Annotated in this window: 8 protein-coding genes; 3 read left to right on the top strand and 5 right to left on the bottom strand. The window is 47.4% G+C overall.

Annotated elements, in window-relative coordinates; all coding sequences use genetic code 11:
* Nucleotides 1-22 precede the first annotated feature (22 nt).
* The 3 genes from K3T83_RS07985 to K3T83_RS07995 form a co-directional block, all read right to left on the bottom strand.
* Nucleotides 23-2,413, bottom strand: coding sequence for a hypothetical protein (locus K3T83_RS07985; RefSeq protein WP_220202442.1), 2,391 nt, complete (start codon nt 2,411-2,413; stop codon nt 23-25).
* A 45-nt stretch (nt 2,414-2,458) separates the two neighbouring features.
* Nucleotides 2,459-3,610, bottom strand: coding sequence for a DNA sulfur modification protein DndB (dndB, locus tag K3T83_RS07990; protein ID WP_220202443.1), 1,152 nt, complete (start codon nt 3,608-3,610; stop codon nt 2,459-2,461).
* Nucleotides 3,611-4,239: 629 nt separating this feature from the next.
* Nucleotides 4,240-5,325 carry a type I restriction endonuclease gene (locus tag K3T83_RS07995; protein WP_373324591.1) on the bottom strand — a complete coding sequence of 362 codons (1,086 nt, stop codon included), beginning with the start codon at nt 5,323-5,325 and terminating at the stop codon, nt 4,240-4,242.
* Nucleotides 5,326-5,833: 508 nt separating this feature from the next.
* On the opposite strand from K3T83_RS07995, the gene K3T83_RS08000 reads away from it, so the two are divergent.
* Nucleotides 5,834-7,264, top strand: a complete 1,431-nt coding sequence (locus K3T83_RS08000; RefSeq protein WP_220202445.1) for a pentapeptide repeat-containing protein — start codon at nt 5,834-5,836, stop codon at nt 7,262-7,264.
* A gap of 643 nt (nt 7,265-7,907) precedes the next feature.
* Here the strand turns inward: K3T83_RS08000 and K3T83_RS08005 are convergent.
* Nucleotides 7,908-8,486 carry a bifunctional nuclease family protein gene (locus tag K3T83_RS08005; protein WP_220202446.1) on the bottom strand — a complete coding sequence of 193 codons (579 nt, stop codon included), beginning with the start codon at nt 8,484-8,486 and terminating at the stop codon, nt 7,908-7,910.
* 156 nt (nt 8,487-8,642) lie between these two features.
* Between K3T83_RS08005 and K3T83_RS08010 the strand changes: the two genes are divergently transcribed.
* A complete protein-coding gene (locus K3T83_RS08010) occupies nt 8,643-9,383 on the top strand; it encodes a LuxR C-terminal-related transcriptional regulator (protein WP_220202447.1) in 741 nt (246 codons plus the stop codon).
* Nucleotides 9,384-9,489: 106 nt separating this feature from the next.
* Nucleotides 9,490-11,442 (top strand): serine hydrolase, encoded by a 1,953-nt coding sequence (locus K3T83_RS08015; RefSeq protein ID WP_220202448.1) that lies wholly within the window; start codon nt 9,490-9,492, stop codon nt 11,440-11,442.
* A gap of 158 nt (nt 11,443-11,600) precedes the next feature.
* Here K3T83_RS08015 and K3T83_RS08020 read toward each other — a convergent pair whose 3' ends face one another.
* On the bottom strand, nt 11,601-12,707 hold the full coding sequence (locus K3T83_RS08020; RefSeq protein ID WP_236064847.1) for a DedA family protein: 1,107 nt from the start codon (nt 12,705-12,707) through the stop codon (nt 11,601-11,603).
* Between the last annotated feature and the right edge of the window lie 71 nt (nt 12,708-12,778).

A 12,778-nucleotide genomic window follows, 5' to 3' on the forward strand; every position in this document is an offset into this window, starting at 1 on the left:
GAGACCGTCAACGCCCACTTCTCTACTCGCTGTTTTCTCGCAAATTGCGATACAGCCTGGTCACTGGAATGAGCGTTTCAGCCAAGCCATTACAGGCGAGATTGACCTGTTCTAAAAGATCGCGATCTCCCTCTTCTGAAGGAGTTAGGTCGTCGTCCTGCTTGCCCAATTTGGCTCGTTCACGCACAAGACGCTGATCGTGGTTGAGCATGCCCATAGCAGCTAGGATCAGCCCCCAAATGAACCATAGTTTGACCGGTTGCCCTTCATTCTCTTTCGGCTGCTTAAGTTCTCTCACTAGAAAGGCACTATCGATATTGACTAGATAGTCGTAGCCTCCTTGTCCATCGTTCTTGATACGAATCGATTCGTAGGGGGTAAAAGGAGGACTGTACTTTTCCCATTCGGACTTCCGTACCTCTCTAAATTTAGGAGTAGAGAGGACCACCCGGCTAGTACGACCATTAGGTGATGGTCTCTGTGCGCTACGGGAAGAGGAACCTGAGGGCTGGTCTTCCATGACTTCAGGATCTGCACGCAGTTGAAAGTGACAAACAAAGGGATTGGGATGCATCACATCGCTGACGCTGACTGTGACAGGTATGAGCGTCCCAACCTCTGCGTCCCAAGGAACACGGAAGTGTGCCTCAAAGCGACCGTTCCACAGGTGACTTCCCCCCTCTATCAAGTTCGGTGGATCTATTACAATGTTCCCTGGGCTATCAGCACGCTTGAAGTAGTCATTCACCACATCAGTCTCAAATTCGACCCGACAGGTGCGGTTGAGCGGGCACCCTTTCGTCCCTCCTTCTTTTGGACTCTTCAGACGGAAAAAATTGGGGAACTTGCGCCCAACGAAAGGAGTTGGAGAGGGATTTGGACCGGTCGTCGTCGAGAGACGATCACCAGGCGAAAACACAGCAGCAAGTGTAGGATCAGCTTTGAGCAACTGCTGGAACACCTCCGCAGGTCCTTCTTCGCTTTGTTGCTGTTCCACTTCTGCTTTGCGCCGCTGCTGATTCAGCGTCTGTAGGCCAGGATGATTTTGAAGTTCATCTATTAGCGTGTGTTCGATCTCACGATACACTTCATTACGTCGAAAGCGGTCGCGTGAGGCCATGAAGAAATCTTCACGGACCTTTTCATTCATGGCAGTGCAATCAACTAGAACTAGCAGTGCACCATATTTGTCTGTCAAGTAGTCAAACTTGAGACGGCTTTTGACAAACTCTGGAGAGAAGCTTCCATGCACCTGCCCATTAATGACGAAGCAGATGCCGTGGGGGAAACGCTCTTTTTTGATTGGTTTGGTGAAGACAGCCATCTGATAGGGAAGCACCCCAATTTCTCCCAAGTTCAATTCCCCATAAGCGGGAAATCCATCTTCTAGATGCCTGCTTTCGCCTTCGTCCGTCTCCGCAGTGGCACGATTCCACCCTCCTGTAACGGTTGCACTATAGTAATTGGCACGATATTCACGTGTCTCTGTGATGCGAAAGGGAAGACAGCAAGAGAGGAGAAATTGCTCCAAATCATAGCGCCCATCCAGAGTTGCCATGCCAGAGCCTCTCCAACGATAGTTATAGAGCTTAATGCAAGTTCCGTACGGCAGGTCAGCCACATAGGAGGCATCTGGCTTATTGATTCCTGCCGATTTCCCCGGCAATACACTGATGGTATCTGCCCTAAAAGAGGGAACCCGACCGCCTGGAGCAAGGTAGACATACATCGAACTACGGCGTCCTCCCGATGGCAGTAAGCGCCGGACAAGGGTAAAACCCCAGAGATCGCGCGTCTGATCGTCCTGGTGAGTAGGGCAGCCAGGATGTCTGCGGGAGACAATAAGTTGGTAATTCTTTTGACCACAGAATTGCAGTACCCCTGTTCCGCCAGCATTAAATTTGCCCTGGACAAAAGGGATATCAATTTTATTTGTTCGCATCAAGGAAAGAAACGTTTGCGGAAACATCGCAGGGGTTTGTCCTTCGCCCTTATCAACAATGAGGTAACAGGGATTCTTTTTGCCACCAACAGCAACGATTTGGATCTCCTCGGCAAGCGCTCGCAGCTCCTCACGACTGAGGCGACCCAGGTGTCCATCGCGCACACGGAAGAAGCGAGCGGTCGCCTCAGCCATTGATTGGGGAGCCTCTGGTCCCTTCGGGTCAATTCCTCGCTGATAGCAAGCTGCCATCAACATAGCATCAATGGAATTAATCATTTTTTCGACGAGTGCTCCCGTCGCATCGCTCTGCTGGTTTCCAATGGTAGCAAAATTGTTCTCCGTGCCACCAAAGGGAAGCCAAACGTCTAAATTGTCAGTGAGGTAACCACATTCTCGAAGAATGTCTTCAACACCATCTTCAGTCTCAGCAAACATCAGCTGCTTAAAAAGGTCCAGGTAGTCAGTCACGCGATATGCTCCTTGCGTTATCAGGTTAATTCCCACTGTAGAGGATCATGATACGGGATCGATAGTAGCGGATGCTTTGGCTGGACGAGTTCCATTGCTCCCAGACCTTTTGGGAAGATTAGAAAAGATCACCCTCTCTTGATTGCCCAAAGGAAGGTCAAGAGCATTTTTCAAAACGGCCAGGGTGGCAACGCGGGCTTGGCGATGGGAAACCACAGAACCAGCGACGATGCACACATTATCCCACAGAGGATTGACCTGCCCATCAATTGATTTTCGCCAATCCAGATTAGAGAGCGCCTGGATCTTTCTGTCCCAGTCATTGGGATGACGCGCAAACAGCGTGTTGCCAACTCCTCCAAGAGCACGCAAAATGATAGCATGCGTACAGATCTTCTCCTGGCGCAGCGCTGGAGCGGCAAGCTCTCCATCTTTGACCTTCTGCCAATCGGGGATGGCCTTCGCCACTTCCGTCCAGTAGGCAATAGCCCTGCTTACCTTGTCTTTAAACAATTTGGAATCTGGATGTTCAATGGGCGATCCCAACAGTTCGCTATTGGCATCGTAAAGGGCCGAGAGAGTCAGGAGTTGGGGAGAACGCAAGGGAATGGAGGCCTTTTCCATATCGACCATCTCCTGAAACACCGGAACCTGATTAGCGACCTGGATGTTGAGGGCTGAAAGAGGATCACGATGATCATACAACACGTTCATAGGTTTTGAGGTCTTATTCACGAAGCGGTTGAGATCCAAGAACATCTGTTGGAGACGATCAAGATCTCCAGTCGGGAATAGCAAGACACTAATGCGTTCTTTGCCCAGTTCTGGTTTTTGCTTGAGTGCTTGAGTAATGGCAGCAGAGCGATGTTGTCCATCATTAATAATGAACTGCATATCCTCCAGATCCATTTCAAGCAGGCCCATCTGCTCGTTCTGCTCACTTGGAATGAAGGTGGCCGGGCAGGAGTAGGAGACTGTAATGGAGGAGAAGATATAGCCCTCGTCATTATCAAGGATATACCGTGTAATCTCTGGGATGCGTGCGACATTAAGCACGCGCTGAGCACGCGCAGCTGGATCAACCTGGTCCCAATCGTTGAACTTGAAAAAACGTGGAATCTCCGAGAGCGCCATTAGGGTCGAGTAATATTCTTGTTTTCCAATGACACCTCGCATAGCTGGAAATTGTACTTTCATGGAAATCTCATTTCTTTCATAAGAATGCACAAAACATACTACAAGAACGCTTTTTCAAAATATAAGACATCTTTTCCTTGTTGTCAAGACGTCTTCCCTACAATTTTAGGACGTCTCGCAATTCAAATAAAGACGTCTTCTTAGCTTGCTTGCATTGTAGCAAAATGCAATTTCTGAAATGGGGCTGGATATGTGCTTTTGAGTAGCAGAGCGACATTATCTCAGTTGGCTTGTGATGGGGTGTAAGGGCTCGTTTTTCTCGTACTCATTTCGCAAAAAACGGATGGGAAAGTCTATGTGGGAAGGTGACGAAGAGCGGATTTTTGCTCAAATTCGACACGTAAGTAAGGTGTCAAATAAAGTATCCACCCCTCCTTAGAGAGGCGCAAGCTCGCCTCTCGTCTGTCTTGAAGCAGACAAAAATAGTATCATTTTGATTACACTGGCTCACCGTTACACAACTATTAGTTTGGAGCCTGGAGGCTGTGTTCTTGATCTCCTAACGAGAAAGGCCTTTACTACATCCTAAAATTGACCGAAACAAGCTCTAGATCAGCAACACTTACGCTAATATGAGCTTGTTTCGTTCTGTAATACATCTTTCATCAGAGAGTCACTACAAGACTCTATTATTTACTATACGCTCCAGCAGTTGCTTTGAGCCGATCAGCCAGCCTGTAGATATCGTTCAGATTGGCAAGAGGAATACGTTCTTCATTTTTCTCGGTATTCATGAGACCTATATATTTCTGCTTGCCATTGAAGTGCAAACGACAGATAGGTTTTCGATTGTTATCGTCACATAAAATCCCAAAATAGCTCTGAGTATCGCGATAACTGATTCTTTCTGCATCGACCACGGCACAGACGATAGCCTTCACGATATGGTAGCCCTGAAGTTCCTCCTCAGTCGTCACGATCCTGCTTTCGTTCGCAGGGGATATCATTCCATTTTGATTACCGTCCAGGTGATTATCATCAGTTGTTTCTGTTGAGGAAGCTGGCTCGTCCATAACAGAGCGCAAGCGCTCAGTGATCCGTTCATTAATAAATTGAGCAAAGGCTCTTTTCGTGATACCCGTAAACTGTTCCCGAACTGCACTAGTTAACTTGCCAGAATAAACTTGAGCCGCTAAAAACTTGACAAACTCTTCTGAAGGGGCATTAAGTTGCTCATTGAGGATATGTTTGATTTCCCGTGTATATTTTAGTTCGCTGGCGACAGTCAGAATTGCTTCAAGATTGAACGCCTGTTTTGTCAATCGTTTCAGTTCGATGACCAGAGATTCCTGAATATCGAGCATATTGAATTCCATGAAAGGCTTCGGGTCCATTTTATTTGGTTGCTCGATATCCGTATAGAACCGATAGATGATGCCATCCGTCAGCACTGCAATACGTGCTTCGGTGACAGAAAAATATCTGTACAGCTGTGAGGCATGACTCTCATCCAATGAGCCATTACAGCATTTACACTCAAACAGCATGATGATTTTTCCATTCTGTTTGATGGCATAATCCACTTTTTCACCCTTTTTAATGCCAACATCCGCAGTAAATTCGGGGATCACCTCTGTCGGGTCGAAAACATCATATCCTAGTGCTGCTATAAACGGCATAACAAAGGCGTTCTTGGTAGCTTCTTCCGTCTGAATGAGATCTTTCTGCTTGCTAATCTTCGATGAAATATTTTGTAGTACTTCGATAAAATCCATGTCCATCACCATCATTCGTTCTACTCTAGAATATTCTTCAATCTCTAGGAGCTTATGAACCTCTCCCGGCACAACAAGAGAAGCACGTTGAGTTAAGAAATATGTGAACGATAGTATAGCTGAACTGGAAAAGAAGCGAAATAACAAGGCATCAAGTGAACAGATAGACATAGAACGGCCTTACAGCACACATGAGAAGGTTAGCAAGCAATAAGGATGAACTTATCAAGAACTTATCATTTTCTCAACATATCTTTATCAGAAGCATAGAAGCAGCGTTTTTTGTAAAAGTCGTGGTAAGAGCCACACACCTTTGACGTGTGGCTCTTACCACCTAAGTCGCTATCAGGAAACCAGACTCGAATTGCCCTACTCAAGACCATCTCGCTTGACATGCCTTTTTTAAATTTGTTGAAATGAACACGTTTATAGTGGTGAGAGGATTACTGATTTTTGCTCGGATCGAGACTGTATGCATGTTACCATAGAGAAAGTGGTGAAGAGAACTATGGATTGGCAAACCCTGACAAAGCGAGCAATGATTGTGTGTGTCTGTTTTATTCCCCTAGCGTTCCTCATAATCTGGCTACCCACCATTAGAGCTTCTGCCCATGAAATAGCCTCTGCAAACTCATCTCATCTTGCAAGAACAGGAATGGTTCAAGATACACCAACTGCTGACGCAACAATGGTATCCTTGCAGAAAGAGCAATTAGCAGCGCAGGTTGAGCAAGTGCGTATTCAGAATACGTGGTCTACTTGGACGAGTCTGGCAACACCACTTACTGTCTTAATAGGTGTTCTCACTCTCATTGGAGGTACGTGGCGTTACATTATTGGTCAGCGCGTTGAACACGAGAAGCAAAGGGAATTAGAGAACCAACGTTTAGTTGATAAACAGTCTGAAAGAGAAAAACAGGAAGAAGAACAACAACGCTGGCTGGAGGATCGCAAGGCCGAAAGAGAGAAGAGAGATGAGGAACAACAACGCTGGTTAGAGGATCGTAAAACTGAACGAGAAAAACAAGCAGAAGCTCGCTTCCAAAAAGTTGTTGAGGGGTTAGGGAGTGACAATGAGGCAACACAAGTTGGATCTGCCATCTTGCTTCACACATTTCTCCGTAAAGATGAAGGCAATGAACGGTTTTATACCCAAGCATTCGACCTCACTGTTGCTCATTTACGGCTTCGGCACGCCGATCCTCATGTCCCAGAACCCCTTACACCGCTGAGCTTGGCATTGATTACTGCCTTTAAAAAGTCATACCCTCTCGCCCATGATTGGCTGAATCAGGCTTCTCAAGCTTTAGACGCAACCCGAATTCAGCTAGATGCAGCATACCTTGTAAAGGCAGATTTACATAAAGCATGGATGCCATCTGCATATTTAAGGTTGGCAAACCTTACTGAAGCGGATCTTCATGAAGTAAATCTCATCCGTGCAAGCCTGAGAGGTGCAGATCTTATTGACACCAGTCTCGAAGGCGCACTTCTCTGTGGAGCTGATCTTAGTTACACCAATCTTAGTCATGCTAATCTCATCGGGGCGGATCTTAGTCATGCCAATCTCTGCGGGGCTACACTTAGTCATGCTAATCTCAGCAGCGCTAATCTCAGCAGCGCTAATCTCAACGGGGCTAAACTTTTTTATGCTGACCTGACCAGAGCAAATCTCAGAATGGCGGATCTCAGCGAAGCAGATCTCAGCGAAGCAGATCTCAGCGAAGTAAACATCTGGAGGACAGATCTTAGTGGTACAGTCTTTTGTGACGCAGATCTTCATGGTACTCATCTTCATAGGGCAAAGGAGTTACAAAATGCTAATTTGAAGGGCGTGAAGGGCTTAACTGCAACACAACTGAAAGTATATCAAGCGAGAGGGGCAATCATCGACGACCATCTTCAATTCAATCCCGATCAACCTAGTGAGGTTCCATAGCTGGGTCTGTAAAACGATATGAACTCTGCGAAATAATTCACCCTCACAAGGCAAACACTCCCTCAAGGTGGTCACTCAACAGAACCTTGCTCGCCTTCAGGCACTTTTCACATGTAGAGAACAACTTCAATCTATATCTCTATAGAAGTAGAGTGATTTCTCACACCACGGAATAGGGAGGCATTTGTTTATAATTTTCCAAAGAAGCGAAAAAGATCTGCACTTTTTTCCCTTTTTTGGGCAGCAACGGAGGCAGCAGTACCCGCGATTTTCGACGGTTGCATAAGAACGGCTACGAACAAAAATATAGTTCTCGATATTCCTCGTGGGGCTTGTGGGGCACATCGAAAAAGATGAGAAGCGAACGCAGAAAGCAATAAAAAGTGCATTGAGGGAGTTCAACTCTCCCTCATCTCCACCATCACAAAGGCGAGAAGCGGGTTTGTGACCTTCGCTTCTCGCCTTTGTTTATGTCACTCACCTTTTTATCCACAACCAACCAAGCTGAACTATTGACATCCATTTTGACATTCAAAACAGCATGACATCTATAAAACCTCTATCCTAGCTTTCCTAAACCCTCTTTTTGTACTTACCTCGATCTTGGGTCGTATCATGCAACTATCCCATTCATGATAATTTTTTATTGACTCTCCAACTCTGCAAGGCGTGCCTGCGCCTTCCTCAACTCATCTTCCACCTGAGACAATCGCTCTTTCAACATTGTCACATCTGTTGCTTCTGCGCCTACTACATCAGTATCCACATCTGCTTGCCTCTGCTCCGCTTTCTCCGACTCCGCTGAAGATGCAGAAGTAGTATTTTTCGGATCTATGCCGCATCGCTCCATCACCTGCTCTGCTACAAAGATGGGGGAATTTACACGTACGGCAAGTGCTATAGCATCGCTGGGACGTGCGTCAACCTCTATTTCCTTGCCCTCTACATCCAGAGCAATCTGACTATAGAAGATCTCATCAACAAGGTCTGAAATCGTTACTCGTAGCACTCTGCCCCCCATACTCTCAATGAGATTTTTCATCACATCATGTGTCAGAGGACGAGGCGAGCTTGTTTTTTGTAAGTGGACGGCGATGGCATAGGCTTCGGCATGTGCTATCCATATGAAGATGTAGCGCTCTTGATCAAGCGCCTTGAGAACGACCACACGTTGCTGCGTCTTCAAGTTGATACGTACACTCTCAACCAACAGTTCGATCATAATACTGGCTCCTTCCTCAGCTATTACCTCTATCAACGAATCTTCCATACACACTTAACAATATATACAACGCGAACGATATAAAAAAAGTTTTTTGTGACTTTTAGAAGGAGATCCAGGGATAAATCTCAGGACTCCACAGGAGGAATCAGTATCGTGGCGGCACTGCGTGCGCAGATTTCTCTAGAGCAGGGACGCCTGGACGATGCGCTCGTGTGGATGCAGAATCATATGCCTTCCCCCGAGAACGACATAGTGCCTCGTAATGAGATCGAATATTTTGTGCAGGTGCGAACGCTCATCGATGCTGGCAGAACCTATGCTGATAAGTTGTATATGCAGCAGGCAATGATCTTATTAGAACATCTTCGGCAGGTCGCCGAAAGCAGTGGCAGGACAAAGACGCTGATAGGAACGCTGATCTACCAGGCACTTGTATATTATTTCCTGGAGGATCTGGAAGGTGCGCTGGCTGTACTGGAACGTGCGCTTTTACTGGCCGAGCCGGGACGCTATATCCGCGTCTTCGTGGTCAAAGGCGACCCAATGCTCAAACTGCTGCGACGAGTACGGGACCGCTACAAAGCTTGCAAATCCCACGAATGCCCTATCAATCTTACCTATGTGCGCAAGCTGCTGGCTACTTTCCCACAATCTACCTCTCGCATCAAGCCGATGACCGACCGAGAAGCATATACGCTTCTCGAACCTCTGAGCAACCGCGAGCGCGAGGTCTTGCGGTTGGTGGCCGCTGGACGTAAGAATCGGGAGATTGCAAAAGAGTTGGTGGTCGTTACAGGCACCGTCAAAGCTCATATCAATAGCATCTACCGCAAATTGTCGGTCAATAACCGCATGCAAGCTGTAGCACGAGCCAGAGCATTGCATCTCCTCTAGAGACCTCTTCAGAATTATACCTCCCGCTGTAACTTTTGATAGATGCTCTCCCCTAAGCTAAAAGGTACACTGCACATAAAGGATACTTCCCCTCTTATGAAGGAGCATGATGGTGCAAAAGAACAACAATAGACAATTAGATGGGTTGAACGAATTTATTCAAGCAGTGATGCACGATACCAACGTACCTGGTCTGGCATTGGCCATTGTGAAGGATAGCGAGGTGCTGCTATCGCAGGGCTTTGGCAGGCGCAATGTAGCAGAGGACCGGGGTGTGACCTCTCAAACGCTGTTTGCTATTGGTTCTTCCTCTAAGGCGTTCACGGCGATGGCCCTGGCTGCGCTGGTGGATGAGGGGAAACTGGATTGGAACACCCCCGTCAAACACTATATACCTACTTTTAAGCTCTACGATGCAGTAGCAACCGAGCATCTAACGCCGAAGGACTTACTCATCCATAGTTCCGGGTTGCCACGCCATGATACAGCGTGGTATCACTCGACAATCTCACGGAAAGACCTGTTTGACCGTTTGCGACATTTCGAGCCAACATGCGATTTGCGCACAACCTGGCAGTATCAAAACATGATGTATATGGCAGCAGGTTATCTTATCGAGGTGATTACTGATCAGACATGGGAAGAATTTGTGTATCAGCGTTTTCTAATGCCGTTGGGCATGACGAACACGAATTTCTCTGTGCTAGACTCTCAGCAAACAGCCGATTTCGCTCTCCCCTACCGCAAAATCAATGACCAGGTACGCCAAATAGCCTTTTATGACCGTTTTCAGGCAGTTGGACCTGCCGGGTCGATTAATTCCAGCGTAGACGATATGGCGAAGTGGTTATGCTGCCTCTTGAATAAGGGCAAGAATAGCAAAAGTGAGGATGACGAGCAGCGCCTTGTCTCGGAAGTACAGTTCGACCAGCTTATCACACCTCAGAGTGTGTGTCCCGCCCTACCAACACTCTATACCAAATACGAGGAGACCTTCCATTGGACCTACGGAATGGGCTGGTTTGTCTCTTCCTATCGCGGCCATACGATGGTGCAACATGGAGGCAATATTGATGGGTTCAGCGCACTGGTTGGTTTCCTGCCCGATGATCATATCGGTATCGTCGTGCTTACAAATCTGGATGGCAACTTTGCCGCTGAGGTTGTGCTGTTCAATGTTTGTGATCGCCTGCTTGGTTTGAGCGAGGTAGACTGGTCTAAACGTTTTCAGACCAGAGATACCGAACTCAAGGAGCAGTTGGAGAAGATGAATCAGGAAAACGAGGTGAAATGTGTGCCTGATGCGCCGCTCTCACATGCGTTGGGTGCCTACACAGGCGAGTACAAACACCCCGGTTATGGCACTTTCACCATCAAGCAGGATGGCAATATGCCGGACGGGATGCCAGGCTTCAATGAAGCGTTGACCGGGCCTGCTGGAGTCTCCAGTACGCAGGGTGACGCGACAAAGGCAAAACAACTGCTGCAAGAGGGCATGCAAGAAGACGGCTACAGTAGCATTAGCCAGATACCCCCGATCACCCTGAGCTACTTTATGCTCGATAGCGATACGACCAATCTCATAAGTGTGCTTGCTCAGCGCTGGCAAACGATGCTAGGTATCACAGTACACTCTAGTGTGATGGAGGTAAATACCCTGATACAACAGATGACAGATAGTACAGGGCACCCAGGGCCGCTGCAAATGTGGTTCCTCAGCTATGGTGGCACGGCCGACCCAGAGCAATGGCTAAGTATTATCTTCGGCAAAGGTGCCACATTCAACAATATGAACTACGGGCAGAACAATAGTGGTAATGCTACTGAACAACAAGCTGTGCAGGCTGAGCTGGCGACGGCGGACTCGAATCTCAATCCGCAACAACGCATTCAGCAATACAACGATGCTGAAGTAAAGCTGGTGAACGACGTGAGCTGGATTCCTCTGTTTCAGGTAGAGCAGAACTTTGTGGTGAATCCAAAACTCCAGGACTACCTAATCTATCCCATCAGCATCATTCCTCCTGATGAGTGGGGAAATATCTACTTTGTACAGTGATCCCTGCTTAGTATAAGCTCGGTCCGATAGTTTTATTTAAAAACAAAAAGTAGGTGAATAATGCATATGACAGCACTATTCACCTACTCAATATTCAGCGAGGCTCTTCCATCTAGCCAGACAACTAAAGTTGAGCAATACTCTTTTTGCGAATTTTTCTACTGTTGTCCCCAACCCTGCTGAAATGGTGGCGACTGAGGTGGCTGCTGGCCCCATTGTTGCTGTTGGCCTTGCTGACCGGGCGGAAACGGCGATGGCTGCGGCTGTTGTTGCGGCCACTGCTGCTGCGCTGGTTGCTGGTTCCAATTCTGCCTCGGTTGAAACTGAGATGGTTGCTGTTGCGGCTGTTGCCATTGTTGCTGTGACGGCTGCTGCCCCCAACCCTGCTGCATTTGCTGAAGTTGGGATGGTTGCTGCTGAGGTGGCTGTCCCCATTGTGGCGCTTGCTGTCCCCACTGCTGTTGCGGCTGAGGCTGCCCCATTGGTTGCTGCGATTGAGTGGTCTGCTGAGCATTAAACTGTGAGAACTGTTGCTGTCCCCACTGCTGCTGCGACGGAGAAGCAGGTGCAGAATTCTGAGCTGACTGTCCCTCTTTCCCATTCTGCGTTGCATGCGCTGCACGCGCCTTGCGGTCGCTGCGTACATGATGCCAGATGTAGAGAGCAATCAAAACCACCAGACCAATAACAACGACAACATCTAAACCATGAAATACATTCCCAAGTTTATCGAGGTTATTACCAAGAACTGTTCCAACATAAGCTAAAAGCAGACAGAAAGGAAAAGAGCCAAGAAAGGTATAAATGCAAAATTTGACAAAAGGCATTTTTGAAATGCCAGCAGGGATGGAGATGTAAGTGCGTACAACCGGAAGGAGGCGAGAAAAGAAAGCAGTTGCACTTCCCCAACGCTGAAAGAACTTATCAGCAAGGTCAGCATCGTGCTGAGAGATCAGTACGTAGCGACCGTATTTAAGCATCAATGGTCGCCCACCTTTATAACCGATCCAATAAGCGGCCGTTGAACCGACCAGACATCCCGCAGCACCCGCCAGCGCCACCAGAATCAAACCTAAAATCGGATTCGTACCAGGTAAAATTTTGTTTTGATAGAGCATAATGCCAGCCAGAGGCATCACAATTTCACTGGGGAGAGGAATGCAACAGCTTTCTATCGCCATTGCCAACACAATGCCTAATAGTCCAGTAGAAACATACAGGTTTGTAATAAGATGTTCTAAGATTGTAGTTATCTGTCCTAACAAAGAAAGCCTCCTTCGCATACTGACATGTTTGTCCAATACTAACACACTTTGCGAAAAGAGGCTATAATCAC

The sequence above is a fragment of the Reticulibacter mediterranei genome (genome assembly GCF_016587455.1).

Excerpts from the sequence above, each read along its gene's own strand:
- dndB (WP_220202443.1), bottom strand. The coding sequence starts at position 3,610 with ATGAAAGTACAATTTCCAGCTATGCGAGGTGTCATTGGAAAACAAGAA.
- K3T83_RS08015 (WP_220202448.1), top strand. The coding sequence starts at position 9,490 with ATGATGGTGCAAAAGAACAACAATAGACAATTAGATGGGTTGAACGAA.
- K3T83_RS07995 (WP_373324591.1), bottom strand. The coding sequence starts at position 5,325 with ATGGATTTTATCGAAGTACTACAAAATATTTCATCGAAGATTAGCAAG.
- K3T83_RS08005 (WP_220202446.1), bottom strand. The coding sequence starts at position 8,486 with ATGATCGAACTGTTGGTTGAGAGTGTACGTATCAACTTGAAGACGCAG.
- K3T83_RS08000 (WP_220202445.1), top strand. The coding sequence starts at position 5,834 with ATGGATTGGCAAACCCTGACAAAGCGAGCAATGATTGTGTGTGTCTGT.